A 24,145-nucleotide genomic window follows, 5' to 3' on the forward strand; every position below is an offset into this window, starting at 1 on the left:
GCTGCCATCTCCATCGATACGCGGAAAGCCGATGTGGCGCGTGCCGCCGCCACGGCAGGTGCCGCGATCTTCAATGACGTCTCGGGGCTCACTTACGATCCCGACAGTCTCGCCGTTGCGGCCGAGACGGGGCTCGCCGTCATCCTCATGCATGCCCAGGGCGTGCCCAAGACCATGCAGGACAACCCCTCTTACGACGACGTCGTGCTCGAAGTGTTCGACTACCTGGCCGAGCGGATCGCCGCCGCGGAGGCCGGCGGCATTCCACGCGCGCGGATCGCGGCCGACCCGGGCATCGGCTTCGGCAAGTCGCTCGCCCACAACCTCGCCATCCTCGCCCATATGAGCATCTTCCACGGGCTTGGCGTTCCTCTCCTAGTCGGTGCCTCGCGCAAGCGCTTCATCGGCGCCTTCGGGCGGGAGGGCGCACCGCGTGAGCGGGAGCCGGGGTCGCAGGCCGCCGCCCTCATCGCATGCGGCCAGGGCGTCCAGATGTTGCGGGTGCACGACGTCGCGGGCACGCGGCAGGCGCTCTGCGTCTGGCGGGCCGGGGTCGCGGGCGCAGAAAACTGGGGAAATCCGGATTAACCAGCTGAGAAACCTAGGCTTAAGGCCGAGTGGTGTAATCTTTGCTTACACTTTTTGAACTGAGATCATAGGGTGCAAGGAGCATACTCCCATGCAAACGCCAGACTGCCCGATGAAACATTGGGCGCCCAGGGAATAGGCGGGGGATCAGCGACAATGGCACGCAAATATTTTGGCACGGATGGCATCCGTGGCAGCGCCAACATTCATCCGATGACCGCGGAAGTGGCGATGAAGGTCGGCATGGCCGCGGGCAAGCTGTTCACCAATGGCGCCCATCGCCATCGCGTGGTGATCGGCAAGGATACGCGGCTCTCCGGCTATATGATCGAGTCCGCGCTCGTGGCCGGCTTCACCTCGGTCGGCATGGATGTGTTCCTGCTCGGCCCGATGCCGACGCCCGCCGTCGCGATGCTAACGCGCTCGCTGCGCGCCGATCTCGGGGTGATGATCTCTGCCTCGCATAACCCCTTTGTCGATAACGGCATCAAGCTGTTCGGCCCGGATGGCTACAAATTGTCCGACGAGACCGAAAGCGAAGTCGAAGCCTTGATGGACGGCGATTGGGCCCAGCTCCTCGCGCCCGGGGATCAGATCGGGCGGGCGACGCGGATCGACAGCGCGCGCGAGCGCTATATCGAATTCGCCAAGCGCACCCTGCCGAAGAATATCCGCTTCGATGGCCTTAGGGTCGTGATCGATTGCGCCAATGGCGCTGGCTACAAGGTTGCACCCGAGGCGCTGTGGGAGCTTGGCGCCGACGTCGTCAAGCTCGGGGTCGATCCTAACGGCTTGAATATCAACCGGGATTGCGGCTCGACCGCCCCCGACGATCTGATCGGCAAGGTCGGCGAGGTTCGCGCCGATATCGGCATCGCGCTTGACGGCGACGCCGACCGCGTCGTGATTGTGGACGAGAAGGGCCGCATGATCGACGGCGACCAGATCATGGCCGTGATCGCGGAGTCCTGGCTGCGGCGGGGACGGCTCGCCGGCGGCGGCATCGTCGCCACCGTGATGTCCAATCTCGGGCTTGAGCGTTATCTGGAAAGTCTCGAACTCGGTATGGCGCGCACGCCGGTCGGCGACCGTTACGTGGTCGAGCATATGCGCCGCCACGGCTACAATGTCGGCGGCGAGCAGTCGGGGCATATCGTGTTGTCCGACTTCTCCACGACCGGCGACGGGCTCGTCACGGCCTTGCAGATCCTCGCCGTCGTCGCGCAGAGCGGCAAGCCGGTGAGCGAAGTCTGCAATCGGTTCGAGCCGCTGCCGCAGGTCCTCACCAATGTTCGCTACAAGAACGGCCAGCCGCTCGACAATATCGCCGTGCGCCGGGCCATCGACAGCGGCAATTCGCGGCTCGGAACGTCCGGCCGGCTCGTCATTCGCCCGTCCGGCACCGAGCCCGTGATTCGGGTCATGGCCGAGGGCGATGACGAGGGTCTTGTGAAAACGGTGGTCTCCGACATCGTCCATGCTCTGACGGACGCCGCGGCGTAGCTCCAGGCTTCCACTGCACCTTCAGGCGCGTCCCGCTTCAGCACGCGGGTTAGGGCTCCATTAACCGAACGCATCCCAAGTCCCGAAATGACACAGCGCAGTGTTCCGACCGCGACGGTTCGGTTCACGCGCCTGCAAAAGCAAAAGGGGACAGTGAGGGACAGACTCGCTCGATTTTTCTCGGCCTCGCCCTGGCTTTGGGCCAGACGTTGGGAGCTGGCGCCGCGGATCTTGGCCTGCCGGAGATGCCCATGGAGGTCGCACCGGTCGTTTGCACGACCTGCGGCGGACCCTGGTATCTGAAGGGCTTCATCGGCGCCGCCAACCCGGTCGTCGGCAATATCGACAACGAAATTTTCGACACGGGCGAGTTCACGATCTTCCATGAGGACATCAAGAGCGCGCCGCTGTTCGGCCTCGGCCTCGGTTACGACACCGGCCATTATTCCGCTTCGACATCACCGGCGAATATCGCGGCAAGTCGCTCTTCGTCGCGCAGGATTCCTATGAGGGCGGCTTTGGCTTCACGGGCGGCACGAACGAATACACCGCCGACATCGAGAGCTGGATGGGCCTCGCCAACATGCATATCGATCTCGGCACCTGGCACTGCGTGACGCCCTATATCGGCGGCGGCGTCGGCTTCGCGTCGATTTACGTGCTCGGCCTTAAAGACGTCAACGTGCCCCAAAACAGCGTGTTCTATGGCGCCGACCAGACCGAGACGAATTTCGCCTGGGCCGTCTATGCGGGTCTCGCCTATGACGTGACGCCGGCGGTGATGCTCGACCTCGCTTATCGCTACGCTGATCTTGTGATGCGAGAAGCGGCGCGGTGACGGCTTACGACGGCTCGGGCTCCTATAGTGGCCTCGACTCAACGACGTTACCTCGCACGATCTGATGCTCGCTGTCCGCTGGAAGCTCGGCACGCAAGCCGAGGCGCCCATCCCGGTTGCGTTTAGGTAACCCACCCAACACGATCCCACTGACTCAAAACCGCCCGTCCTTCGCGACGGGCGGCTTTTTTTGTGCCGCGCTGGCGCTTGACGGAGCGTGGCTGCCGAAAGTATGGGCAAGTTCTCGGCCGCGTTGCCGCTAGGAGACTGCCCGTGACCCTGCCGGAGAAACCGGCCCTGCGCCCTCTGAGCCCGCGCTTCTCCTCCGGGCCCTGCACGAAACATCCGGGCTGGTCGCTGGATGGCCTGAAGGGGGCGCTGCTCGGGCGCAATCACCGCCAGCCCGAGACGAAAGCCCGCATCGTACTCGCTCTCACCCGCACACGCGACATTCTGCGGCTTCCGTCGGACTACCGCGTCGCGCTCGTTCCCGCCTCCGACACGGGCGCCGTCGAAATGGCTCTCTGGTCGCTGCTCGGTCCGCGCGGCGTCGACGTGCTCGCCTGGGAGGCGTTCAGCCAGGATTGGGTGACGGACATCTCGGAGCAGCTCAAGCTCCCCGACATCCGGGCACTGACGGCGCCTTACGGCGAGCTTCCCGACCTTTCCAACGTGGACTTCGCCCGCGACGTCGTGTTCGCGTGGAACGGCACCACGTCAGGCGTGCGCGTGCCGGACGGCGACTGGATCGCGACGGATCGCGAAGGGCTGACGATCTGTGACGCGACCTCCGCCGTGTTCGGCCAGCGGCTCGCCTGGGACCGGCTCGATGTCACCACCTATTCCTGGCAGAAGGTTCTCGGCGGCGAGGCGCAGCACGGCATGCTGATCCTCTCGCCGCGTGCAGTGGACCGGCTCGAGAGCTATAGGCCGCCGTGGCCGGTGCCGAAGCTGTTCCGCATGACCAAGAACGGCAAGCTCATGTCCGAGCTGTTCGAGGGGTCGACCATCAACACGCCCTCGATGCTGTGCCTCGAGGATTATCTCGACGCGCTCGATTGGGTCGAGAGCGTGGGCGGACTGGACGGCACCATCGCGCGCTGCGATGCGAACGCGAAGGCGATCGCCGATTGGGTGGCGCGCACGCCTTGGATCGATTTTCTCGCGAAGGTGCCCGAGACGCGTTCCACGACATCGGTCTGTCTCAAGATCGTTGATCCCGACATCGTGACGCTACGGCCAGAGGCCGCCGGCGCGGTGTCGCGGCGCATGGCGGCGCTGCTCGACGCCGAGAACGCCGCCAAGGATATCGCGTCCTATCGTGCCGCGCCGGCGGGCTTGCGCATCTGGACCGGCGCCACGGTGGAGCGCTCTGACATCGAGGCGCTGCTGCCGTGGTTCGACTGGGCCTTCGCACACGTGAAGCGCGGGCTCGCCAAGGCGGCATAAAAAAGCCTCCCACCCGTTTGCGGGAGGGAGGCGCACGCAACGCTTACAGTGGTTCGCGTGAGACTCTAATGCGGCCACACATAGCCGATGATGCGGCTCTTGGAGTAGTTGCCGACGCCCACTGTGCGGGCGCCGGGACGTCCGGCATGGTTGCCGGACACGAGTGTCACAGCATTCCCGTTCACGGCTTTGACGATGCCGACATGATGCTTCATCACCGCCAGCGCTCCGACCTGCGGGCCCGACAGCCGTTTGCCGGCTTGCAGGCAGGAGACAGCGCTGTTGCCGCCGCAGCCGCGCTTGCCGCTACTGTTGAGCCAAAGATTGACTGATTTCGCGCACCATTGGCGCTTCCATCCCGTCGGGTTCGTGCCGACGTCGCTTATGGCGTGTCTGAGCCATGGTGTGGAGCCGCCCCTCTCGACGGCGTCCGCTGCTGCTGCCAAGCCGCCCATCGTGGTCGCGCCGATCGGTTCGGTGCTGCCGGGCAATGCCATGAAACACAGCATCGCGGCAGCGAGAAAACATACTCGCATGTGGTACTCCTGTTTTGGGAGAGCCCCCGTTACGCGTAGGGAGAGGCATGCGGGTCAAATCTGGCGGGGATACGATGACTTTGAGGCACGAGGTGCGGCGGATCATCCGGCGATCTGCAAGAATTGTTGCAACGCCGTGGCTCTTTGTGTCTCGACCGTGGCGGTCAGGCTTTGAGGCGCTCACGATACGCACGCTCGGCGAGAGCGGTGCGCCGTGACGTGACGAGAAACGCGCCGATAAAAACGATCGTCATCAGCAGCACGATCGTCGGCGCCGGTGCGCTGTCGATGAAGAAGCTGAGATAGACGCCGAAGAAGGAGGCGACCACCGCGATCGCTACCGCAAGCAGCAGCATGGTGCTGAACTTGCGCGTCAGTAGAAACGCAATGGCGCCCGGCGCAATCAGCATGGCGATGGCGAGGATGATGCCGACCGCCTTCAGGGCGCCTACGATGGTCAGCGATAGGATCGCGAGCAGGCCGTAATGCAGCACGCGCACCGGCAGGCCCACGGCGCGCGCCTGCACCGGATCGAAAGCGTGCAGCAGAAAGTCGCGCCATTTCACCGCGATGATCGCGGTGACGATGACGGCGATGATGCCGGACTCCAGAATATCGCCGAAGCCGACGCCAAGCATGTCGCCGAACAGAATGTGGTCGAGATGCACCTCGGTTTGGATCTTGGTGTAAAGCACGATGCCGAGGCCGAACATGCCGGAAAACACCACGCCCATCACGGTGTCCTGCTTGATGCGGCTGTTCTCCTTGATGAAGCCGGTGGCGAGCGCGCAGGTCATCCCGGCGGCGAAGGCGCCGACGGCGAGCGGGAAGCCCGCGATATAGGCGAGGACCACGCCGGGCAGCACCGCATGCGAGATGGCGTCCCCCATCAGCGACCAGCCCTTGAGCACGAGGAAGCAGGAGAGGAGCGCCGCGGGCACCGCAACGAGCACCGAGATCAGAAGCGCGTCGCGCATGAACTCGAACTGGAACGGTTGGACGAGGGCGGCAAGGAGCTCGCTCATGCCGCCGCCTCTATGGCTTCGGCGGCGCGGCGGCGCGAGGCGAGCATCCCGTGCTTGGGCGCGAACACAAACGCTGCGACGAAGACGAGGGTTTGCAGCACGACGATGACTCCGCCGGTGGCGCCGTCGAGGAAATAGCTGAGATAGGCGCCGACGAAGCAGGTCACCGTGCCGATCGCCACGCTGATCGCGATCAGCCGCGGGAAGCGGTCGGTGAGGAGGTAGGCGGTGGCGCCGGGCGTCACCACCATGGCGATGACGAGAAAGGCGCCGACTGTCATCAGGGCCGCGACGGTACAGGCGCTCAAGAGCGTGAAGAACACGATCTTCAGGAGCGACACGTTGAGCCCGATCGAGTGGGCATGGGTCTCATCGAAAAAGACCACCATCAGATCGCGCCATTTGAGAGTGAGGATGGTGAGGGACACGACGCCGATAATAGCGAGTTGTAGCGTATCCTCCGGCGTGATGGCGAGAATGTTGCCGAGCACGATGGTCTGTATGTTCACCGAGGCCGGCCACAGCGACACCATGAAGAGGCCGAGGCCGAAGAAGGAGGTGAAGATAAGCCCGATAATGGCGTCTTCCTTCAGCCGCGTGCGCTGATTGAGAAACAGCATCGAAGCGGCGGCCAGCCCGCCGGAGAAAAAGGCGCCGAGCGCGAAGGGGAGGCCGAGCATATAGGCGCCGGCAACGCCCGGAACGATCGAGTGGGAGAGGGCATCACCGATCAGCGACCAGCCCTTTAGCATCAGATAGGCGGAGAGGAAGGCGCACACCGCACCCACGAGCGCGCTCACCCACATGGCGGTAAGCATGTAGTCATAGGTGAATGGCTCGAGCAGCAGGGTCATGGCTTGCGGCGCGGGGGCTTTTTCGCGGCTGCACGCGGCTTTGGCGTATCGCCGTAGAGCACCAGCGCGCGTTCGTCGTCGGTGATGACCTCGACCGAACGCGGCTTCCCGGCCTCCGTTTCGCGCAGCACGATATGGCGCAGCACGCCGCCAAAGGCGCGCTCCAGATTCTCCTGGGTGAAGACCTCCGCAGTGGGGCCATAGGCTAGCACAGTGTTCTTCAAGAGCACGGTGCGGTCGCAGAATTCCGTCACGCTGCCGAGATTATGCGTGGAGACGAGCATCACGCGGCCCTCGTCGCGGAGCGCCCGCAGCAGCACCACGATGGCGTCCTCGGTCTTGACGTCGACGCCGGTGAAGGGCTCGTCGAGGAGAATGACGTGCCCATCCTGGGCGAGTGCGCGGGCGAGAAAAACGCGCTTCTTCTGCCCGCCCGACAATTCCCCGATCTGCCGCGTTCGGAATTCCGTCATGCCGACGCGGGCCAGCGCATCTGTCACAGAAGCGCGATCTCGCGCGGTGGGGATGCGCATGAAATTTATGTGGCCGTAGCGCCCCATCATGACGACGTCCTCGACGAGAATGGGGAAGCTCCAGTCGACATCCTCGTTCTGCGGCACATAGGCGATAACGTTCTTCTTCAGCGCCTGCTTGGCGGGTTCTCCGAGAACCGTGATGGTGCCCTTGGCGACGCGGACGAAACCCATGATCGCCTTGAACAGGGTGGACTTGCCGCTCCCGTTGACGCCGACCAGCGCCGTGATGGTGCCCCGCGGGATCTCGAAACTGGCGTTGCGCAAAGCGGTCTGGCCGTTGCGGTAGGTGACGCTCACGTCCTCCACCGCCAGTCCCGATCCGTCATGGCGGTATGTCGCGGCGGCCAAGGGTTCGTGGATGTTCATGGCTTAAGGCCCTTCGCGATCGTGTCGGTGGTCACGCGCAGGAGGTCGATATAGGTCGGAACCGGGCCATCCGTCTCGCTCAAGGAATCCACATAGAGCACGCCGCCATATTTGGCGCCGGTCTCCCGCGCGACCTGCTCAGCCGGTTTGGGAGAGATGGTGCTCTCGCTGAACACCACCGGGATCTTTTCGCTTTTCACCTTGTCGATGACCTTGCGCACCTGTTGCGGGGTGCCCTGCTGGTCGGCGTTGATGGGCCAGAGAAACACTTCCTTCATGCCGAAATCGCGGGTGAGATAGCTGAAGGCGCCCTCGCTTGTCACGAGCCACCGTTTGTCGGCGGGGATCGCCTCGAGCTCGGCGCGGATCGGTGCGATCTCATCGGTGATCTTCTTCTTGTAGGCCTCGGCGTTCGCTTTGTAAGTCTCGGCGTTCGCCGGATCGTATTTCGCGAAGGCGTCGCGGATGTTGTCGACATAGGTCAGCGCCACGGTTGGCGACATCCAGGCATGCGGGTTCGGCTTCCCGCTATAGGGGCCCTCGACGATGCTCATGGGCTCGACGCCATCGGAGACGACAACGCTCGGCACGTCCTTCAGGTTCTGGAAGAATTTCTCGAACCATTGCTCGAGATTGAGCCCGTTCCAGAGAATGAGCTGCGCATCTTGTGCCTTGAGAATATCGCGCGGCGTCGGCTGGTAGTTGTGGATCTCGGCGCCCGGCTTCGTGATCGATTCCACGATGGCCGCGTCGCCTACGACGTTCTGCGCCATGTCGGCGATCACCGTGAAGGTTGTGACGGCCTTGAACTTCTCGGCCGCAAGCGCCCCGCTCGCCGTGAGCACGAGCAACACGGCGAAGCTCAGACCGGTCCCTATGCGCCGCGAGAAGCGGTCCGCCATGCGCTTGCTCCTAGTTGCGAATTATTCGCAAGTAACATGGCACATCGGGTGCACAATTGCAACTTAGTCGCAAGAAGAATTACCAGCGACGCGGTCTGGGGTGAGACGCGGGGCGCCTAGAAGGAGTGCTTTCACGCCTCGCCTCGACTCAATCGGCACGCTATAACGCCACACGGCCCCGGTCTTCTTCGGGGCCGTTCGGCTTTCTTGCGGGCATCACTTAAGGATAGCGAAATTGGCCAATGTCGTGGTCGTCGGCTCCCAATGGGGGGACGAGGGCAAGGGCAAGATCGTGGACTGGCTGTCGGAGCGCGCCGATGTCGTGGTGCGCTTCCAGGGCGGTCATAATGCCGGCCACACCCTCGTGGTCGACGGCACGACCTATAAGCTCTCGCTGCTGCCCTCGGGCGTTGTGCGCAAGGGCAAGCTCTCGGTCATCGGCAACGGCGTCGTGGTCGATCCTTGGGCTTTGGCGGACGAGATCGTGCGCATCGAGGCGCTGGGCGTCACGATCGGCGCGGACAATCTGCGCATCGCCGAGAACGCGACCTTGATCCTGCCGCTGCATCGCGAGCTCGACGCGTATCGCGAGGCGGCCGCCGGCGACGGCAAGATCGGCACTACCAAGCGCGGCATCGGCCCCGCCTACGAGGACAAGGTCGGAAGGCGCGCCATCCGCGTCATGGATTTGCAAGACCTTCCCAGCTTGAAGCCGAAGATCGAGCGCAATCTCGCCCATCACAACGCGCTGCGGCGCGGCTTAGACGAGCCCGAGATCAGCGCCGACGAGCTCTGCCGGCAGTTGAGCGAGATCGCGCCCAAGGTGCTGCCTTATGTCGATACGGTGTGGGCGCTGCTCGAGGCGAAGCGCCGCGAAGGCAAGCGCATCCTGTTCGAAGGCGCGCAAGGCGCGCTGCTCGATATCGACCACGGCACCTATCCCTTCGTCACCTCGTCCAACACCGTGGCGGCGCAGGCGGCCACCGGCTCCGGCATCGGGCCGGGCGCCATCAATTATGTGCTCGGCATTACCAAGGCCTACACCACGCGCGTGGGCGAGGGGCCGTTTCCGACCGAGCTCACCGACGAGACGGGACGCCTGCTCGGCGAGCGCGGACAGGAATTCGGCACGGTCACAGGCCGGCCCCGGCGTTGCGGCTGGTTCGATGCCTGTCTCGTGCGCCAGACATGCACCGTGGGTGGCATCAACGGCATCGCGCTGACCAAGCTCGACGTGCTCGATCAACTCCCGGAGCTCAAGATCTGCGTCGGTTACGTGCTCGACGGCCGCAAGCTCGATCATCTCCCCGCGGCGCAAGGCCAGCAGGCGCGGGTCGAGCCCATTTACGAGACGATGGAAGGCTGGACCGAGTCGACGCGCGGCGCCCGTTCCTGGGCCGAGCTGCCAGCGCAATGCATCAAATATGTGCGGCGGCTGGAGGAGCTGATTGGCGTGCCGGTCGCGCTGCTCTCGACCAGCCCGAAACGCGAGGACACTATCCTCGTGCATGATCCTTTCGTGGATTGAGACACGTTATGGCCGAGAAGAGCTATCCTTGGAAACTGGCCTGGATCACGGGCGCGTCGGGTGCCATTTGCGGCGAGCTTGCACGCAGGCTTGCGCAAGCGGGCGTCACCGTCGCCGCCACCGCGCGCCCGAGTGAGAAGCTCGACGGGCTTGCGGCCACCAGCGAGCGCATCAAAGCCTTCCCCGCCGATGTGCTGAATGCCGATGAACTCAAGTCCTGCGCGGCGCGCATCGAAAGCGAGCTGGGCCCCATCGATCTCGCTCTGATGGGCGCCGGCATGTACGTGCCGTTCGACATTCGCAATATCGATCTCGACGGCTTCCATAAAACGATGGCGCTGAATGTCGACGGCGTCATCAACGGCGTCGCTGCGGTGCTCCCGTCGATGCTCGCGCGGCGTGGCGGCCAGATCGCCATTATGGGCTCGCTGTTTGGCTATTCCGGTTGGCCCGGCAATGGCGCCTATGGGGCGAGCAAGGCGGCCGTCATCAATCTCGCCGAGAGCCTCAAGCTGGAACTGGAGGGGACGGGCGTCGACCTCACCATCATCAATCCGGGGTTCGTCGATACGCCGCTCAATGCCGCGTACGATCCGAAGAAGAAGCTCTTCGTGATGAGCAAGGAGCGTTGTGCGCGGAAGATACTGGAGAAGCTTGGCAAGAAGCCTTACGAGATCGCCTTCCCGACCCAGGTCGCGGGCTTCCTCAAGAGCATGCGGTCGTTGCCGCGAAGCGTGTCCTTCCCCGCGATCCGCGCCTTCATCCGCAAAATGGGCGCTTGAGCGTGCCATGCTGCCGATGCTCCAGATGTTCGCGGGCTATAATGCATGGGCGAATGAGCGCGTCTACGATGCGGTCGCGGTGCTGCCAGACGTCGCGTATCGCGCCGATCACGGCGCGTTTTTCGGGTCGGTGCATGGCACGCTCAACCATCTCCTCGTCGCGGATCGCATTCGGATGCAGCGCCTGACGGGCGCGGGCGACGCGCCCACGCGGCTCGATGCAATTCTTTTCGAGGACTTCGAGGATTTGCGCGCCGCGCGCCGCGAAGAGGATGCGCGTATCGTCGGACATGACCCGCATGGTGCGCTATCGCACCATCTCCCGGCCGGCGGAGATTGAGCAGAAGCTTGTCTACGCGCTGCCGCACATCTTCAACCACCAGGGTCCTTGATGCTCTCGGCGAGAATACGGTCGATCTCCTGCATGGCCGGCGCATCGATATGCCAACCCATCGCCTCGTTCGATCGCGTCGAGCTAGCCGGGATGCCGCGCGCCCCAGAGCGCAATGATCTTGCCGCGGTCGAGCAGCCGGCGCACGGCAAGCGCAAGCACCGTCTTGCCGTAGCGGTCGCGTGCCAGTGCATCGAGCTTTTGCGCGGCTGCGAGATACTGCCCGAAGCGTGGCTGCCGAAATTTCGGGTCGCTTTTGCGCAGGTCGTCGCCTTCGAACTTCGTGTCCGCCGTCATCTTGCCCGCGAGCAGGCCACGGCAGAGCGCACCGTAAGCGAGGACGGTCAATCCGTGCTGCTCGGCGTAAGGCAGCACGTCCTTCTCGATCTCGCGTTCGAACAGATTATAGGGCGGCTGGATTGTCGTGAGCGCCGCTTTGGCGCCGAAGGCGGCCATCTGCGCCGGACTGAAATTTCTGACGCCGATGGCGCGGATCTTACCCGCGCGGCGGAAGCCTTCCAGCGTCTCCGCGGTTTCCGCGAAGGGCACGGCCTCCTCAGGCCAATGTACCTTGATAGATGTCGATCACCTCGGTTTGCAGACGCCGGAGCGAATCGTCGAGTTCCTGCTTCAGCCGCGCCGGCGTCGAGTTGCGTAAAATCTTGCCGCTTTCCCAGTCCAGCCCGACCTTGGTAGCGATCAGCGCCTTGTCGCGGCGGCCGCCGGCCAAAGCCTTGCCGACGATTTCCTCGGAATTGCCGAAGCCGTAGACGGGCGCGGTGTCGATGAGGTTGATGCCGCGGTCGAGCGCCGCGTGAATGGTACGTATCGCGTCCGCTTCGTCGCTGCCGCCCCACATCCAGCCGCCAATGGCCCAGGTGCCGAGCGCGATGCGCGAGGTGTCAATGGGCAGGCCGGGGATTTTGAGATGTTCCATGTCCAAATCCTTTCGCCGACTGCTCAGGATTGAGGGCGTGCGTCGCGTCTCGCTGCCCTCGCATGAATGGGGAAAGGTCCGAGTGGGTGTCTAGTTGCCGTGTCGCTCTGCCGTGCGACAGGCTGTCGTGTCGCCGGTAACTCCGGCCTTTAGCTCAAAAGCTCGCGGAAATAGGAGTCGAGCAGGCGGTCCTCGGGATCGGCTTTGGCGCGGGCTGCGCCGAATTTCGTCCAGCGGTCGCCGAAGGCCTTATGCACCTCGGCCGGCGTCAGGAACGGCGTCTGGTTCAGAAGCGGCAGGCCCCCGCGCCCGCTACAGAACTCGTTATAGGCGCGCAGGAAGTCTTCCCACTCCTTGCCGCCGGTGGAGGCGGGATCGATGGAGAGCGTAGGGAAGTCCCAGCCATAGGAGAGCAGCGCGCCGCGATCCTGCGAGATGGCATAGCCGACGCTCGGCAGGTCGCAGCGATAGCCGGTCCTGTTCTCGTACTCGGCGCAGAAATCGCAATATTGCTCGAGCGTCTTGAAGGAGCCGTCCTGGTTGAACGCCCACATGCTGAAAATGTAGCGGTTGCGTCCGGGATCACGCGGATAGTTGATGATCTGCGCATGCGGCCAGGTGCGGTCGCTGCGCACGAAGTAGACGAGTCCCTGTCGCAAAATAAAGAAGTGGAGTCTGTCCACGAGCTTGCGCAGCGTGCGGTTCCGCGTGCGCTCCTGGATCCAGATCGTGATGGCCGGACCATATTTGCGCCAGAAGCGGTTGCGGTAGCTCCAGCGGCGGCGCGATTTCGGCTTCACGCCGGGGTTGTCCTTACGCAGCTCAACCACGACCCGGCGCACATACGGAAAGATGTAATACATCACCGCATAGCCCTGCTCCTTGTAGCGCGGGAAGTTCTTGGCGAAGGGTGCGATGCTCATGGAGTGGTGGCGCACGGCGAGCGCGGCGGTCGGGCGCGCCTTGATGGTCAGCTCGAACACGATGCCGAACAGCCCGTAGCTCGAGCGCATGAGCTGCATTTCGTCTGGGTTGTCGCGTTCGTTGATCTCGCGGATCTCGCCTTGCGGCGTCACAAATCGCATGCTCTCGACATAGGAGCTGATCTGGCCGAAGCCGCCGGGGAAGGATGAGTCCTTGGTCGCGGCGGTTGCCATGGCGCCGAGGGTGACGTTGCCGATCTCGGTGGTGACATGGAATTGCAGGCCGCGCTCCTGCAAGGCGCGCGAGACGGTCAGATAATTGACCCCGGCCTCCACCGTCACGCTGTCCGCATCGATGCTGAGGATGCGGTTCATGGATTTCATGTCGACCATGGTGCCGCCCTCGTCGCCGTTCATGCGCGCGGTGGAGTGCATCGAGCCGGCCGGGCGCACGGGCGAGGGGAAGCGCGCGCGATCCGTCATGATCGCGACGATGTCCTCGGCGCTCTGGGGCGTGACCAGCACCTTGGGGCGATAGGTCCAGGTGCCGTCCCAGCTCTTGATGGTGATGTCGTGCTTGATGTCCATGAAATCCCCCGAATGCGGCCCGACCATAGCGGAAACTACTGCGAAAAAAAGGCGAACGGGGCCGCTTGGCCTGAGGCATAGGGCCCGGAACCAGAGAGCGGCGATTTGACCGAGATCAAAGAGACCCGAGCCTGTCTCGTGCTGGTTGAATGCCGATTTCGGAGATGCTTAGGTCAAGCGCGAGCTGCGGTAAAAGGCTGACAGGCCGATGAGGGAACGGGTGAAGCGATATTGCATCATAGGCGCCGGCGCATGCGGGCTTCCGGTCGTCAAGGCTTTCGCCGAGCGCGGCATTCCCTTTGATTGCTTCGAGGCGCTTGGCGATGTCGGCGGCATCTGGAATCCGCAAAGCCCGCATGTCGTCTACGGCTCAACGTTTCTCAACTCGTCGAAGAAGCTGTCGCGCTATCTCGACTATCAAATGGCCGACGAGTTGCCGCGCTATATCAGCGCCGCGCAGGCGCAGCAATATTTGCGCGCCTATGCGCGCGAGTTCGGCCTCTACGACCGAATCACATTCAATGCGCGCGTAGACCGTGCCGAGCCAGTCGTCGGGGCCTGGCAGGTCAGTATCGCAGGCGAGGCGGCACCGCGCCGCTATGACGGGCTCGTGGTCGCGAACGGCCATCATTGGTCGCAGAAGCAGCCAAGCACGCCTGGCATGTTCGACGGCGAGGTGCTGCATTCTCACGACGTGAAGTCCAAGGCGCAGCTCAAGGGCAAGCGTGTGCTCGTAGTCGGCGCCGGCAATTCCGCGGTCGATATTCTCTCTGACGCGGCGCTCGATGGCGCCAAGGCGGTGCACTCCATGCGCCGAACAATATTATTTCTTTCCGAAAATCATTTTCGGTAAGCCTACCGATGCCTTCATCGATCATTTGAGTCGCTGGCCGTTGCCGCGCGCTTTCATGTACCGTCTCTACAAGCTCGGCATGGACCTCCTGGTCGGGCCGCATCACCGCTATGGGCTGCCGGCGCCGGACCACAAATTGTTCGAAGCGCATCCGACCGCCTGCACGACCTATCTCGATCATCTCGTGCATGGCCGCATCACGGTGAAGCCTGGCATCGAGCGGCTCGACGGCCACGAAGTGCATTTCACCGACGGCAGCACGGAGGACATCGATCTCCTCATCTATGCCACCGGCTACAAGGTCAGCATCCCCTTCATGGATGAGAACCTCATTCTCGACGATGTTGGCGCCTCCAGGCTCTTCATCCATACCTTTTCGCGCACGCGCGACGATCTCTTCGTCGCCGGACTGTTCGAGCCGGCGGAAGGCGGGGTGTGGCAAATCGCCGACTATCAGGCGCAGTTGATCGCGGCCTTCATCGTGGTGATGGAGAAGGACCCGGCGCGCGCGTCCTGGTTCCGCAAGCTGAAGGCGACGGCGAAGCCGGATATCGGACACGGCATCCGCTATCAGGACACCGCGTGGCATAAATTCGAGATCCAGCATTATCGCTTCCGCAAATATATGCGGCGACTGCTGAAGAAGTTCGGCGCGGCGGCCGCGCTGCCTTATGCGGAGGGCGCTCCGACCGCATCGGATGCGACGGCAGCACGATCCTCGCTAAAGCTTGCGTCGTAAATTACTCCGCTTGGCCGCTTCCTCTGCGGCAGGCGATGACCCAGAGGGCGTGCCGCGCACCTCGCCGCCGTCACCCTCGCCGGGATTGGGTGAGAAGTAGCGCTCGAACTTGTCCGGCGCGCCATCGAAGTCAACCATCGCGGAAATCGCCGACAGCTACGCCATCTCCAAGACTCACCTCATGAAGGTTGCTTACTAGCTTGGCGTCGCGGGCTATGTCGAGACGGTGCGTGGGCGGCGCGGCGGCTTGCGTCTGGCGAAGCCGCGCGAAACGATCGGCCTCGGCGAGATTGTGCGCTACTCCGAGCCGGACATGGCGCTCGTGCCATGTTTCGCGCCGATCGATGCGCCGTGCGCGATCCTGCCCTGCTGCGTGTTTCGGAGGCGCTGAAAAAGGCGTCCGAGGCCTTCAAGGCTGTGCTCGACGATTACACGTTGGCCGATCTTGTCAGGCCGCGCTCCTCGCTCCAGGCCTTGCTCGCCATCCCCACCGGTGCCCCAACTCAAGGAAGCCGGCATGCGCCCCAGGTTATCATGAGGACATGTCCGCCTCGGCCTCAACCACTTCGTCGGTGATGACCTTGAAACCCGCGAGTTGGTGCAGGCCGAACGAGGTGGTGATGGCGACGTCCGTTGCACCGCGCCCGCGCGCGATGAGGATTCGGTCGATGCGCGGCTGATTGTGGCGCGCGTCGAAAGTGTACCAGCGGTCGCCGATATAAGCCTCGAACCAGGCGCTGAAATCATCGGCGCGGGATCGGCCGGTACGCCGATGTCGCCGAGATAGCCGGTGCAATAGCGGGCCGGGATGTTCATGCAGCGGCAGAAGGTGACCGCCAGGAGGGCGAAGTCCCGGCAGACGCCCTTACCTTCCGTATAGGTGTCGTATGCGGTCCTCGCCACGTTGGCATGGGGGTAGCCGAAGGTAACGTGCTCGTGCACGTAATCGACGATCGCCTGCACCAGCGGCCAGCCCTTCGGCAGCGTTCCGAAGGTCGACCAGGCGAATTCCGAGAGGCGATCGGTTTCGCAATAGCGGCTGCCGAGCAAATAGACGAGCGTCTCGACCGGAAGCGTCTCGAGCGGGCGTAGCGTGGCTTCCGGCCCGGTCTCGTCGGGCTTGCCGCTATCCTTGATCACGAAGTCGCCGGAGAGCGTGATGCGCCCGGCCGGGGCCCGGACCACATGGCAGATATTGCCGTAGAGATCTTCGTATTCCGTGGTGGGAATCTCGGGACTGAGCCGCAAGCGGTCGGACGTGAGCAGTCTTGCCGCCGGCTTGGATGCACGCTCAGCGTGACGATCATCGGCGTCGGCTGCGGGCAGTCGTAGGAAATCTCGTAACCCGCGTGGATCTTCATCGTCAGCCCGGCTGTGCTAGCGTGGTTGCCCCTTCAAAAGGCTAAGAGCGAAGAGGCGACGAAGTTCCGCTCCACACGAGCGGGACCTATGGCCTTCGCCCGGCTCCGGCCGCTGCCATCATGGCATGAACCCGACAACCGGGCGTTGCGTCATCTTGATCCGCGGGGCGCTTTTGACAGCCGCAGTCTATCAGCCCTTCTTCCGCAATTGTCGCGCGACAAAGGTGGGGAAGAGGGCATTGGCGATGAAGATGGCGCGGAAAATGCCGGGCTTGATCACCGTTCGCCGCCTCCGCTCAACGCCGTCCACGATGGCGGACGCGGCTTGGTCGGGGGTCAAGGTGGGTAAGAGGCGCGGGTTTGTCGCCGGCAGATGCTCGCGGCTGCCGGGGTTATGCTCCCAATAGGGCGTCTCCACGGTGCCGAGCACCACGAGCGTCACCGAGACCCCCGTGCCCTTAAGGTCGGCGCGCATCGCCTCGGCGAAGCCCTTCATGGCATGGCGCGCGGCGATATAGGCGCAGGCATCGGCCCAGGCGAGGTAGCCTGCCGGAGACGTGATGCAGGCGATGCGTCCGCTGCGGCGCGCGACCATCGCGGGCAGAAAGGCGCGGCTCACATAAAACGCCGCGAAATAGGGCACGTCCATCATGGCGCGCGCCTCTTCCGGCGTCGTGTTCAGGATGGAGAGCCAGCGCCCCGTGCCCGCATTGTTGATGAGCACGTCCGGGGCGCCATGATCGGCGGTGATCTCAGCGCTCACCTCCGTCACGGCGTCGGCGTCGGCAAGATCGATTGCATAGGGGCTTGCGCTGCCGTCGGAGGCTCTGATGTCCGAGGCCACGGCTTCGAGCCGGTCCCTGTTGCGGGCAAGGAGCAACACTTTCGCCCCCGCTGCGCCATAGTGCTTTGCGGTTGCGGCGCCGATCCCGCTCGACGCGCCCGTTACGAGGATCAGCTTGGAGGCCATGGTCTCTTCCGCGTTTCCTCTTGTCCTCGGATCGGCCCCCGCGAAGATTCGGCCCGATCCGCGCGAATGACGTGCGACTGTTGCACAAAGGCTACAGAGCCGTCGCAACCACTGAACGCGACAGCAAAGCCACTGCCAAGTTGCCCGCACCCCGATTATCTTACCGCATGTTGGCTGCTCAAGGAGGCTGAGTGATGAGGTCGAAGTTTGGCGTCGTTCTGTTTGCTTTGCTTGCGGGCGGCTTCGTCGCCGCGCAGGGGAGCGCAGCGGCGGGATGCGCCGCCTTCTCCGGGACCGCGGACGGTTTCGACAAGCCGACCGCCGTGTCGCGGGCGCAAGCCGCGGTCGCGGACGCGATCGCTGAATACAAAGCATCAAAGCGCCTGGGCGCGGTCAGCGTCAGCGCGATGCGCAGACAGCCGCAGCCTTATTGGCGCGATGGTGTTAGCCCGGAGCTTTTCTACAAGCCCGACATCGTGACCTCGAGAGCCTACACCATCTGCTGGAGTGGCGTTGTCTCGCCTTACGTCTGCACCTCGGGCGCGAAAGCCTGCTGGTAGCCGCACGAGCTTGATCCCGGGGCGCGCGCCTGGGTCGTCGGCTTCTCGCATGGCTGAAAGCTGCGCTGCCTAGTGCGCGGGCACCAACGTGACCTTCTCCGGCCGCTTCGTGAAGAACAGCAGCGGGATGATGGCGAGCGTCACGATGCCGATGAACCAGAACAGGTCATTGAAGGCGAGCATCTGCGCTTGCCGTCCAACTTCGTAGGCCACCAAAGGTCCCGCCTGTGGCGAATAGGGGCCTAGTCCGTGCTGCTGGAGATAGGGCAGGAGATCGTGGTTGAATGGGGTGATATGCGCCGTGAGCTCATTCCAATGAATTTGCGATTTCTGCACATAGAGCCAGCTGATGACCGCAATGCTCGCTGAGCCACCGATGCCGCGCATCAGGGCATAGATGCCGGCGGCCTCGTCGAGCTTTGAGTTTGGAATGCTGGCGAAGGCCAGCGCTGTCAGCGGCACGAAGAACAGGCCGGTGCCGATGCCGGCGATGATACCGGGCGTGGCAATCCCCCAATAGTCGACATAGAGGTTGAAATTGGCCATCAGCATCGTGCCTAAAGCCGTCAGCACGAGGCCGGAGCCAACCAGCCAGCGCGCATCGAACAGGCGGATCAGGACGCCGCCGGTGATGGCCAGCGTGATGGCGCTCGCGACGGCGCGGGGAATGAACAGGGTGCCGGCTTCCGCGGGCCCGTAGCCGAGCAGGCGCTGGCTGAAGAGCGGCATCAGCGCCATCCAGCCGAGCAGGCTCATGCCGAAGGCCGTGATGGCGAGCGTGCCTAGAATAAAGTTGCGGTCCTTCAGCAGCGATAGGTCGATGATGTTGTCCGGGTTGTTCCAGCCGCGCAGGAAAAACGCCACCGCGGAGAAAGCCGCAACGATGGCGCCAGCGGTGATGAGGCGCGAGCTGAACCAGTCGCGCATCTGACCCTGATCGAGAACGAATTGGAGCGCGCCGACCGCCAGGATCAGCAAACCAAGGCCGATCCAATCGGTCTTGATCTCATGCACCGCGCGGCGCGGGAGATAACCCACCGCCAGCAGCAGCGCGAACAGCCCGATCGGGATGTTGATGTAGAATACCATGCGCCAGGAATAGGCTTCGGTGAGAAAGCCGCCGAGCGCCGGGCCGATCACCGGCGCCACCATGATGCCGAGGCCGAAAATGGCAAGCGCCTGGCCGTGGCGTTCGCGCGGGAAGGCGTCGAGCAGAATGGCTTGGCTCAACGGCACCAGCGGCGCGCCGAAAATGCCTTGCGCCAGGCGGAAAATCACCATGCTTTCGAGGTTCCACGCCATGCCGCACAGCGCCGACGAGAGCACGAAACCGGTAATGGCGGTGAGCAGCAGCCTTCTGCGGCCGAGCCACGTCGAGAGGTAGCCGGTGAGGGGCATCACCACGGCGCCGGACACCAGATAAGAGGTCAGCACCCAGGTGATTTGATCTGCCGTCGCGCCAAAGGCGCCCAGCATATGCGGTATCGCCACGTTGACGATGGTGATGTCGAGAACTTCGAGGATGGCGGTCAGCACGACCGCGATGACGAGAGGCAGCGGCGGTCGCTCGGGGGCCGGTTCGGCCCGCATCGTCACCGGCGGCGGAGCGGGCGGCTTCCGTCCGCCGCGACCTTTGCCGGCCGCACCCTGTTTGCGGCTCATTGCTCGCCTAGCACCGTGTCGATGGTCACCGTGGCGCTTGAGCCCATGCGCAGCGGCTTTTCAGGATCGGCTTGGCTGGTGACCTTGATGCGAACGGGAAAGCGTTGCGTCACCTTCACCCAGTTGCCGGTGGCATTCTCCGGCGGCAGCACGGAGAAGCTGGCGCCAGAGCCGGCACTGATGCTCTCGACGACGCCCTCCAGTTTCACGCCGGGATACATGTCGAGCGCGATGGTCGCGGGCTGGCCCTGCCTGATACGGGAGAGATCGGTCTCCTTAAAGTTGGCGTCCACCCACCAGTTGCCGTCTTCCACCACGGCAAAGACGGGCGTTCCCGCCTGTACCACGGTGCCGGGGCGCAGGGAGGCGTTCGTCACCCAACCCGTCGCCGGAGCCGTCACATGGGTGCGCACGCGGTCGTGGGTCGCCTTGTCGAGCTGCGCCGCGGCGGCGCGAAGTTGCACCGTTGGCGTCGTCACCGTGAGGTCGCCGTCTTGCGCCTCATCGAATTTCACTTGGGCGTCGTTAAATGCCTGCAAAGCATCCTGCCAAGCCTTCTTCGCGGTGTTGAGCTCTTCGGAGGGAGGCTGGCCGTGCTGTTGCGCGTCCTTGGCCTTGCGATAGGCGGTCAGCGCATCTTCGAGCGCGGCGCGCTTTTCTTCCAGCGTCGTGGCTGCGGCCTTCGGAGCGTCGGCCGCGGTCCCGGCCGCGTTGGCGGCGGCGTCGAACTGCGCGCGCGCGTTGCGCAACGCAGCGTCGCAAAGCGCCGGCTCGATGTCGAACAGCGGAGCATTGATAGCCACCCTGCTGTCGTCCTCGACATAGACGCGGGCGACGGGGCCCGAGACCTGCGGCGCAACGCGCACCACGTTCGCAACGGTGTAGGAGTTGTCGGTGGAGGGATAGAGCGCGGCGTAGCGCCAATAAACAACCACGCCCGCGACCGTTGCGATCAAGGCGGCAAGCAGTATGAACCAGCGATACCGGGAGAAGGCGCCCTTCACGTGCGGGCGTGTTTTGGTCGAAGTATCTTGATTCACGCTTAGCCTACCTCGGTTGTTTTGGGGGACGACATGCCGAACGCAAGCCTCGGCCCGGAAGTCACGGTGAAGCACGGCAGAATGATGGCGAGGCTTAAACTGCTTCCCCGCCGCCTGCAAGTTCCCGTTGTGGTGCTTGGGTAAGCTCTCAACGGCGCAGTGTAGGGGCAGACACGCACGACTCCACCCGGCCAAGCAATCGTCGCGCTGTACGCGAGTTTATTTGACACTTTTTATTGTAGATCCGTCAGGACAGCTTGCGGCTTGCCTCGCTCTGCCGCCCGTTTCACAGTGGCGCCACTCGGGACGCGCGGGGCGAAATCGGGCGCAATTGTTGGGTTTGCGCCCTGAAACACTCTGTGGCTGCGACCCGATGCGCATGCGACCGGCGAGAAACGTCCGCAAGCACGCTTTTGACTGGGACAGAGGGGGATGGCGCAGGCTCTTTGCCGCAGGGCAATGGGCGGAGCGCCGATAGTCGCCGTGCTCGCGAGCCCGGCGCGAAGGAGGGGCAACATGACATCATCGACCACGATCGCACGTTTGGCGGGACCCTTGCTGCTGCTTATTGGCATCGGCATGGCGCTCGGAATGCTTATGGAAGGCGAAGCCTATTCGAGCATCATGCGGGAGTTTATCGGCAGCCCGGCTCTCATCTTCGTCGTCGGCATGCTCGCGCTCGTCGCCGGGCTCGCCATCGTGAACGTGCATAATCTCTGGGTCCCGGATTGGCGGGTGATCGTCACCATTCTGGGCTGGCTCGGCATCCTTCGCGGCATCTCCAACCTGCTCTTTCCCGGCACCGTGCAGACGCTCGGCGATCGCATGATCGCCAGTCCCGGCGGCATCATTGCCGGCGCCGCGATCACCATCGTGCTCGGCGCCATTTTGAGCATCATGGGTTACGAGGCGCTTTGGGAGCCTGCGCCCGCAAGGCGAACGAGCCACGCGACCGCAGCCGCGTCCCGCAGCGGCCGCGCCGCACCGCGCCGGACGGCCCGCAAGAAGTAATCACGGCCTGCTCCCCCCTCGTGGGGGAGCACGCTCGCCCGTTCCTTGCGCGAGCAGACGGGCGCCAGCGCCGTGATTTGACTCCCGCCCGCGCGGGTCTACACTCACATTGTTCCGAGGGGAGCCCCAGGAAGGGGCTGAGAGTCCGCTGTCGCTTTGGCCGAGCGGAGACCCTTCGAACCTGATCCGGGTCATGCCGGCGAAGGGATTGGAACTTACGGCAAATCCGCTTCCCGGCATCATTCCCTCTTGCAAGGGACGATGCTTATGAACAAACTCATTGCCGCCAAGGACGTGTCGCGCCCGCAGGTGACCAGCGGGGCGCTGCCCGGCAGCCGCAAAATCTATTCCGCGCCCGACGGCCATCCCGATGTCGCCGTGCCGTTGCGCGAGATATCCCTCTCCGGCGGCGAGCCTCCTTTTTATGTTTACGACACCTCCGGCCCCTACTCAGACGAAGGCGTGACGATCGAGGTGGAGCAGGGGCTTGCGCCATTGCGTACGCCCTGGGTCGAGGCGCGCGGCGGTGTCGCGGCGTATCGAGGCCGCGATGTGAAGCCGGAAGACAACGGCAATGTCGGCGACGCACATCTCGCGCGTGCCTTCGCCGCGAAGCGCCAACCTTTCAAGGGCCTGGCCGGCGCGCCGGTCACGCAGCTCGAGCTTGCCCGCGCCGGCATTGTCACGAACGAGATGGCCTGTATCGCCCATCGCGAGAATGTCGGCCGCCAGCGCGCAGCAGCGGACGCCGAAGCGCGGCTCGCCGATGGGACGAGCTTCGGCGCAAGCGTGCCTGCCTTCGTCACGCCGGACTTCGTGCGCTCCGAGGTCGCGCTCGGCCGCGCCATCATCCCGGCCAATATCAATCACCCCGAATCCGAGCCGATGATCATCGGCCGCAATTTCCTCACCAAGATCAACGCCAATATCGGCAACTCCGCGGTGACCTCGTCGGTCGAGGAGGAAATCGAGAAGATGGTGTGGGCGATCCGCTGGGGCGCCGACACGGTCATGGATCTCTCCACCGGGCGCAACATTCACAACACGCGGGAATGGATCATCCGCAACGCGCCCGTCCCCATCGGCACGGTGCCGATCTACCAGGCCTTGGAGAAGGTCGGCGGCGATCCCGTCAAGCTCGATTGGGAGGTTTATCGCGACACGCTGATCGAGCAATGCGAGCAGGGCGTCGACTATTTCACCATCCATGCCGGCGTGCGCTTGCGCTACATCCATCTCACGGCGGAGCGCGTCACCGGCATCGTTTCGCGCGGCGGCTCCATCATGGCGAAATGGTGCCTCGCCCATCACCGCGAAAGCTTCCTCTATGAGCGCTTCGAGGACATTTGCGAGATCATGCGCCGCTACGACGTGTCGTTCTCGCTCGGTGACGGTTTGCGTCCCGGCTCCATGGCCGACGGCAACGACCGCGCCCAGTTCGCCGAGCTTGAGACCCTCGGCGAGCTGACCAAGGTCGCGTGGGACCGCGGCTGTCAGGTGATGATCGAAGGGCCGGGCCATGTGCCGCTGCACAAGATCAAAGTGAATGTCGAGAAGCAGCTCGAGCTTTGCGGCGAGGCCCCGTTCTACACGCTTGGCCCGCTTGTCACCGATATCGCACCGGCTTACGACCACATCACGAGCGCGATCGGGGCCGCGATGATCGGCTGGTTCGGCACCGCCATGCTTTGCTATGTGACGCCGAAGGAGCATCTCGGCCTGCCCAACCGCGACGACGTGAAGACAGGCGTCATCACCTACAAAATCGCGGCGCACGCCGCAGACCTCGCCAAGGGGCACCCGCCCGCGTCCCACCCCGACAACGCGTTGTCGAAGGCGCGCTTCGAGTTTCGCTGGGAGGATCAGTTCAACCTCTCGCTCGATCCGGAGACCGCGCGCAGCTTCCACGACGAGACGCTGCCCAAGGAGGCGCACAAGGTTGCGCATTTCTGCTCCATGTGCGGCCCGAAATTCTGCTCCATGGAGATCACGCGCGAGGTGCGCGACTATGCTGCCAGACTGAACGATCCCTCAGGCGCGGGCGCACCGGGTGAGGGCGCGCTGACCGAGACGGAGCGTGAGCAGGGCATGGCGGACATGAGCGAGAAATTCCGCGCGCTCGGCGGGGAGGTCTATGTGGAGGAGTCGTAGAGTGAAACTAACATTCTTGGGTCGGTTGACCGCCGGATGTTTCGCGATCCTC

26 protein-coding genes, 1 pseudogene and 1 riboswitch are annotated in these 24,145 nt (G+C 63.9%); of the genes and pseudogenes, 14 read left to right on the forward strand and 13 right to left on the reverse strand.

Features of this window, described 5'->3' with window-relative positions; translation table 11 throughout:
- From folP to ACR2J1_RS09870, 5 genes are all read left to right on the forward strand, one after another.
- Nucleotides 1-588: dihydropteroate synthase (gene folP / locus ACR2J1_RS09850; RefSeq protein WP_434019152.1), on the forward strand; the 588-nt coding region annotated here is incomplete at its 5' end.
- Between the two features lie 156 nt (nt 589-744).
- Nucleotides 745-2,091, forward strand: coding sequence for a phosphoglucosamine mutase (gene glmM, locus ACR2J1_RS09855; RefSeq protein WP_434019153.1), 1,347 nt, complete (start codon nt 745-747; stop codon nt 2,089-2,091).
- Nucleotides 2,092-2,342: 251 nt separating this feature from the next.
- Nucleotides 2,343-2,708, forward strand: coding sequence for a hypothetical protein (locus tag ACR2J1_RS09860; protein WP_434019154.1), 366 nt, complete (start codon nt 2,343-2,345; stop codon nt 2,706-2,708).
- Nucleotides 2,660-2,929, forward strand: coding sequence for an outer membrane protein (locus ACR2J1_RS09865; protein WP_434019155.1), 270 nt, complete (start codon nt 2,660-2,662; stop codon nt 2,927-2,929). The genes ACR2J1_RS09860 and ACR2J1_RS09865 overlap by 49 nt, the downstream gene beginning before the upstream one ends.
- A gap of 273 nt (nt 2,930-3,202) precedes the next feature.
- Nucleotides 3,203-4,378, forward strand: a complete 1,176-nt coding sequence (locus ACR2J1_RS09870; RefSeq protein ID WP_434019156.1) for a phosphoserine transaminase — start codon at nt 3,203-3,205, stop codon at nt 4,376-4,378.
- A 65-nt stretch (nt 4,379-4,443) separates the two neighbouring features.
- Here ACR2J1_RS09870 and ACR2J1_RS09875 read toward each other — a convergent pair whose 3' ends face one another.
- From ACR2J1_RS09875 to ACR2J1_RS09895, 5 genes are all read right to left on the reverse strand, one after another.
- Nucleotides 4,444-4,914: a hypothetical protein gene (locus tag ACR2J1_RS09875; RefSeq protein ID WP_434019157.1), complete on the reverse strand. Its 471-nt coding sequence runs from the start codon at nt 4,912-4,914 to the stop codon at nt 4,444-4,446.
- Between the two features lie 164 nt (nt 4,915-5,078).
- Nucleotides 5,079-5,939, reverse strand: coding sequence for a metal ABC transporter permease (locus tag ACR2J1_RS09880; RefSeq protein WP_434019158.1), 861 nt, complete (start codon nt 5,937-5,939; stop codon nt 5,079-5,081).
- Nucleotides 5,936-6,793: a metal ABC transporter permease gene (locus ACR2J1_RS09885; RefSeq protein WP_434019159.1), complete on the reverse strand. Its 858-nt coding sequence runs from the start codon at nt 6,791-6,793 to the stop codon at nt 5,936-5,938. Before ACR2J1_RS09885 ends, ACR2J1_RS09880 begins: the two co-directional genes overlap by 4 nt.
- Entirely contained in the window at nt 6,790-7,695 is a 906-nt protein-coding gene (locus tag ACR2J1_RS09890; RefSeq protein WP_434019160.1) for a manganese/iron ABC transporter ATP-binding protein, read from the reverse strand. Before ACR2J1_RS09890 ends, ACR2J1_RS09885 begins: the two co-directional genes overlap by 4 nt.
- The gene (locus ACR2J1_RS09895) at nt 7,692-8,597 is read right to left on the reverse strand and encodes a metal ABC transporter substrate-binding protein (RefSeq protein WP_434019161.1); all 906 of its coding nucleotides are present in this window, start codon (nt 8,595-8,597) and stop codon (nt 7,692-7,694) included. Before ACR2J1_RS09895 ends, ACR2J1_RS09890 begins: the two co-directional genes overlap by 4 nt.
- 235 nt (nt 8,598-8,832) lie before the next feature.
- Here ACR2J1_RS09895 and ACR2J1_RS09900 point away from each other — a divergent pair, with 235 nt between their 5' ends.
- From ACR2J1_RS09900 to ACR2J1_RS09910, 3 genes are read left to right on the forward strand one after another with little or no spacing between them, the layout of a single operon-like run.
- Nucleotides 8,833-10,125 (forward strand): adenylosuccinate synthase, encoded by a 1,293-nt coding sequence (locus ACR2J1_RS09900; protein WP_434019162.1) that lies wholly within the window; start codon nt 8,833-8,835, stop codon nt 10,123-10,125.
- Nucleotides 10,126-10,133: 8 nt separating this feature from the next.
- Nucleotides 10,134-10,907: an SDR family NAD(P)-dependent oxidoreductase gene (locus ACR2J1_RS09905; protein WP_434019163.1), complete on the forward strand. Its 774-nt coding sequence runs from the start codon at nt 10,134-10,136 to the stop codon at nt 10,905-10,907.
- A gap of 7 nt (nt 10,908-10,914) precedes the next feature.
- On the forward strand, nt 10,915-11,247 hold the full coding sequence (locus ACR2J1_RS09910) for a DinB family protein (protein ID WP_434019164.1): 333 nt from the start codon (nt 10,915-10,917) through the stop codon (nt 11,245-11,247).
- A 135-nt stretch (nt 11,248-11,382) separates the two neighbouring features.
- Here ACR2J1_RS09910 and ACR2J1_RS09915 read toward each other — a convergent pair whose 3' ends face one another.
- The 3 genes from ACR2J1_RS09915 to ACR2J1_RS09925 form a co-directional block, all read right to left on the reverse strand.
- Nucleotides 11,383-11,847 carry an aldo/keto reductase gene (locus ACR2J1_RS09915; RefSeq protein ID WP_434019165.1) on the reverse strand — a complete coding sequence of 155 codons (465 nt, stop codon included), beginning with the start codon at nt 11,845-11,847 and terminating at the stop codon, nt 11,383-11,385.
- A gap of 7 nt (nt 11,848-11,854) precedes the next feature.
- Nucleotides 11,855-12,235 carry an aldo/keto reductase gene (locus ACR2J1_RS09920; protein WP_434019166.1) on the reverse strand — a complete coding sequence of 127 codons (381 nt, stop codon included), beginning with the start codon at nt 12,233-12,235 and terminating at the stop codon, nt 11,855-11,857.
- A gap of 149 nt (nt 12,236-12,384) precedes the next feature.
- Nucleotides 12,385-13,746 (reverse strand): FAD-binding oxidoreductase, encoded by a 1,362-nt coding sequence (locus ACR2J1_RS09925; RefSeq protein ID WP_434019167.1) that lies wholly within the window; start codon nt 13,744-13,746, stop codon nt 12,385-12,387.
- A 208-nt stretch (nt 13,747-13,954) separates the two neighbouring features.
- Here ACR2J1_RS09925 and ACR2J1_RS09930 point away from each other — a divergent pair, with 208 nt between their 5' ends.
- Together ACR2J1_RS09930 and ACR2J1_RS09935 are read left to right on the forward strand one after the other, a co-directional pair.
- On the forward strand, nt 13,955-14,599 hold the full coding sequence (locus tag ACR2J1_RS09930) for a flavin-containing monooxygenase (protein ID WP_434019168.1): 645 nt from the start codon (nt 13,955-13,957) through the stop codon (nt 14,597-14,599).
- Entirely contained in the window at nt 14,532-15,338 is an 807-nt protein-coding gene (locus tag ACR2J1_RS09935; RefSeq protein ID WP_434019169.1) for a hypothetical protein, read from the forward strand. Before ACR2J1_RS09930 ends, ACR2J1_RS09935 begins: the two co-directional genes overlap by 68 nt.
- Here ACR2J1_RS09935 and ACR2J1_RS09940 read toward each other — a convergent pair.
- Complete coding sequence (locus tag ACR2J1_RS09940) at nt 15,321-15,476, reverse strand: hypothetical protein (RefSeq protein ID WP_434019170.1); 156 nt, start codon at nt 15,474-15,476, stop codon at nt 15,321-15,323. The genes ACR2J1_RS09935 and ACR2J1_RS09940 overlap by 18 nt on opposite strands.
- A gap of 88 nt (nt 15,477-15,564) precedes the next feature.
- Between ACR2J1_RS09940 and ACR2J1_RS09945 the strand changes: the two genes are divergently transcribed.
- Complete coding sequence (locus ACR2J1_RS09945) at nt 15,565-15,729, forward strand: Rrf2 family transcriptional regulator (protein ID WP_434019171.1); 165 nt, start codon at nt 15,565-15,567, stop codon at nt 15,727-15,729.
- Between the two features lie 141 nt (nt 15,730-15,870).
- On the opposite strand, the pseudogene ACR2J1_RS09950 reads toward ACR2J1_RS09945, so the two are convergent.
- Nucleotides 15,871-16,699 (reverse strand): annotated as a pseudogene (locus tag ACR2J1_RS09950) (transglutaminase-like domain-containing protein).
- A gap of 190 nt (nt 16,700-16,889) precedes the next feature.
- Nucleotides 16,890-17,669: an SDR family NAD(P)-dependent oxidoreductase gene (locus ACR2J1_RS09955; RefSeq protein WP_434019172.1), complete on the reverse strand. Its 780-nt coding sequence runs from the start codon at nt 17,667-17,669 to the stop codon at nt 16,890-16,892.
- A gap of 194 nt (nt 17,670-17,863) precedes the next feature.
- Between ACR2J1_RS09955 and ACR2J1_RS09960 the strand changes: the two genes are divergently transcribed.
- On the forward strand, nt 17,864-18,229 hold the full coding sequence (locus ACR2J1_RS09960) for a hypothetical protein (protein WP_434019173.1): 366 nt from the start codon (nt 17,864-17,866) through the stop codon (nt 18,227-18,229).
- Between the two features lie 69 nt (nt 18,230-18,298).
- Here ACR2J1_RS09960 and ACR2J1_RS09965 read toward each other — a convergent pair whose 3' ends face one another.
- Nucleotides 18,299-19,891: a DHA2 family efflux MFS transporter permease subunit gene (locus tag ACR2J1_RS09965; RefSeq protein WP_434019174.1), complete on the reverse strand. Its 1,593-nt coding sequence runs from the start codon at nt 19,889-19,891 to the stop codon at nt 18,299-18,301.
- Nucleotides 19,888-20,931, reverse strand: a complete 1,044-nt coding sequence (locus ACR2J1_RS09970; protein WP_434019175.1) for an efflux RND transporter periplasmic adaptor subunit — start codon at nt 20,929-20,931, stop codon at nt 19,888-19,890. Before ACR2J1_RS09970 ends, ACR2J1_RS09965 begins: the two co-directional genes overlap by 4 nt.
- A 516-nt stretch (nt 20,932-21,447) precedes the next feature.
- Between ACR2J1_RS09970 and ACR2J1_RS09975 the strand changes: the two genes are divergently transcribed.
- Together ACR2J1_RS09975 and thiC are read left to right on the forward strand one after the other, a co-directional pair.
- The gene (locus ACR2J1_RS09975) at nt 21,448-21,942 is read left to right on the forward strand and encodes a hypothetical protein (protein WP_434019176.1); all 495 of its coding nucleotides are present in this window, start codon (nt 21,448-21,450) and stop codon (nt 21,940-21,942) included.
- A 107-nt stretch (nt 21,943-22,049) separates the two neighbouring features.
- A riboswitch (TPP riboswitch) is annotated at nt 22,050-22,168 on the forward strand.
- Between the two features lie 41 nt (nt 22,169-22,209).
- Nucleotides 22,210-24,093, forward strand: coding sequence for a phosphomethylpyrimidine synthase ThiC (gene thiC, locus ACR2J1_RS09980; RefSeq protein ID WP_434019177.1), 1,884 nt, complete (start codon nt 22,210-22,212; stop codon nt 24,091-24,093).
- Nucleotides 24,094-24,145: the final 52 nt, after the last annotated feature.

This window comes from Methyloceanibacter sp. (genome assembly GCF_050999895.1).
In the GTDB taxonomy this organism is placed as follows: Bacteria; Pseudomonadota; Alphaproteobacteria; order Rhizobiales; family Methyloligellaceae; genus Methyloceanibacter.

Excerpts from the sequence above, each read along its gene's own strand:
- glmM (WP_434019153.1), top strand. The coding sequence starts at position 745 with ATGGCACGCAAATATTTTGGCACGGATGGCATCCGTGGCAGCGCCAAC.
- ACR2J1_RS09860 (WP_434019154.1), top strand. The coding sequence starts at position 2,343 with ATGGAGGTCGCACCGGTCGTTTGCACGACCTGCGGCGGACCCTGGTAT.
- ACR2J1_RS09865 (WP_434019155.1), top strand. The coding sequence starts at position 2,660 with ATGGGCCTCGCCAACATGCATATCGATCTCGGCACCTGGCACTGCGTG.
- ACR2J1_RS09875 (WP_434019157.1), bottom strand. The coding sequence starts at position 4,914 with ATGCGAGTATGTTTTCTCGCTGCCGCGATGCTGTGTTTCATGGCATTG.
- ACR2J1_RS09880 (WP_434019158.1), bottom strand. The coding sequence starts at position 5,939 with ATGAGCGAGCTCCTTGCCGCCCTCGTCCAACCGTTCCAGTTCGAGTTC.
- ACR2J1_RS09885 (WP_434019159.1), bottom strand. The coding sequence starts at position 6,793 with ATGACCCTGCTGCTCGAGCCATTCACCTATGACTACATGCTTACCGCC.
- ACR2J1_RS09890 (WP_434019160.1), bottom strand. The coding sequence starts at position 7,695 with ATGAACATCCACGAACCCTTGGCCGCCGCGACATACCGCCATGACGGA.
- ACR2J1_RS09895 (WP_434019161.1), bottom strand. The coding sequence starts at position 8,597 with ATGGCGGACCGCTTCTCGCGGCGCATAGGGACCGGTCTGAGCTTCGCC.
- ACR2J1_RS09905 (WP_434019163.1), top strand. The coding sequence starts at position 10,134 with ATGGCCGAGAAGAGCTATCCTTGGAAACTGGCCTGGATCACGGGCGCG.
- ACR2J1_RS09910 (WP_434019164.1), top strand. The coding sequence starts at position 10,915 with ATGCTGCCGATGCTCCAGATGTTCGCGGGCTATAATGCATGGGCGAAT.
- ACR2J1_RS09920 (WP_434019166.1), bottom strand. The coding sequence starts at position 12,235 with ATGGAACATCTCAAAATCCCCGGCCTGCCCATTGACACCTCGCGCATC.
- ACR2J1_RS09925 (WP_434019167.1), bottom strand. The coding sequence starts at position 13,746 with ATGGACATCAAGCACGACATCACCATCAAGAGCTGGGACGGCACCTGG.
- ACR2J1_RS09930 (WP_434019168.1), top strand. The coding sequence starts at position 13,955 with ATGAGGGAACGGGTGAAGCGATATTGCATCATAGGCGCCGGCGCATGC.
- ACR2J1_RS09935 (WP_434019169.1), top strand. The coding sequence starts at position 14,532 with ATGGCGCCAAGGCGGTGCACTCCATGCGCCGAACAATATTATTTCTTT.
- ACR2J1_RS09940 (WP_434019170.1), bottom strand. The coding sequence starts at position 15,476 with ATGGTTGACTTCGATGGCGCGCCGGACAAGTTCGAGCGCTACTTCTCA.
- ACR2J1_RS09955 (WP_434019172.1), bottom strand. The coding sequence starts at position 17,669 with ATGGCCTCCAAGCTGATCCTCGTAACGGGCGCGTCGAGCGGGATCGGC.
- ACR2J1_RS09960 (WP_434019173.1), top strand. The coding sequence starts at position 17,864 with ATGAGGTCGAAGTTTGGCGTCGTTCTGTTTGCTTTGCTTGCGGGCGGC.
- ACR2J1_RS09965 (WP_434019174.1), bottom strand. The coding sequence starts at position 19,891 with ATGAGCCGCAAACAGGGTGCGGCCGGCAAAGGTCGCGGCGGACGGAAG.
- ACR2J1_RS09975 (WP_434019176.1), top strand. The coding sequence starts at position 21,448 with ATGACATCATCGACCACGATCGCACGTTTGGCGGGACCCTTGCTGCTG.
- thiC (WP_434019177.1), top strand. The coding sequence starts at position 22,210 with ATGAACAAACTCATTGCCGCCAAGGACGTGTCGCGCCCGCAGGTGACC.